1 protein-coding gene is annotated in these 995 nt (G+C 40.6%); it reads left to right on the forward strand.

Going from position 1 to position 995, the window contains the following annotated elements; translation table 11 throughout:
- The coding region (locus HMPREF9425_RS09045; RefSeq protein WP_211205179.1) for a GBS Bsp-like repeat-containing protein at positions 1 to 995 on the forward strand (995 nt) is incomplete at both ends.

Here is a 995-nt window from a genome sequence, read left to right on the forward strand (position 1 = left end):
GAATCTCAAGTAACAGGGAAATTGACTATCAACAATCAAACGTCTAATGGCTTTGATGTTGTCGTTACCAATGTTTCAGGTGGTGGCAAGATAGTTCAAGAAGTGCGTGTTCCAATTTGGTCAGATAAGAATGGTCAAGACGATCTTACATGGTACCATGCCGACGAACAATCAGATGGAAGCTACAAGGTTCATGTAGACACAGCTAGTCATAAGTGCGATGCTGGTGCCTATTCTGTGCATCTTTACTATATGTTAGATGGTAAGAGAACCTATATCACAGAAACTAAAGCTACAGTTCCTCAAGCTACGGAATCTCAAGTAACAGGGAAATTGACTATTAACAACCAAACGTCTAATGGCTTTGATGTAGTCGTAACCAATGTTTCAGGTGGTGGCAAGGAAGTCCAAGAAGTGCGTGTTCCAATCTGGTCAGATAAGAATGGCCAAGATGACCTTGCTTGGTATCATGCTGACAAACAATCAGACGGAAGTTACAAGGTTCATGTAGACACAGCTAGCCATAAGGGTGATGCTGGTACCTATTCTGTGCATCTTTACTATATGTTGAATGGTAATAGAACCTATATCACAGAAACTAAAGCTACAGTCCCTGAATCTCAAGTAACAGGGAAATTGACCATCAGCAATCAAACGTCTAATGGCTTTGATGTAGTCGTAACCAATGTTTCAGGCGGTGGCAAGACAGTCCAAGAAGTGCGTGTTCCAATTTGGTCAGATAAGAATGGTCAAGATGATCTCACTTGGTATCATGCTGACAAACAATCAGACGGAAGTTACAAGGTTCATGTAGACACAGCTAGCCATAAGGGTGATGCTGGTACCTATTCTGTGCATCTTTACTATATGTTAAATGGTAAGAGAACTTATATTACAGAAACCAAAGCTACAGTGCCTGAATCTCAAGTAACAGGAAAATTGACTATCAACAATCAAACGTCTAATGGCTTTGATGTAGTCGTTACCAATGTTTC

Origin of the sequence: Streptococcus vestibularis ATCC 49124, assembly GCF_000188295.1 — a bacterium.
Taxonomy (GTDB): Bacteria; Bacillota; Bacilli; order Lactobacillales; family Streptococcaceae; genus Streptococcus; species Streptococcus vestibularis.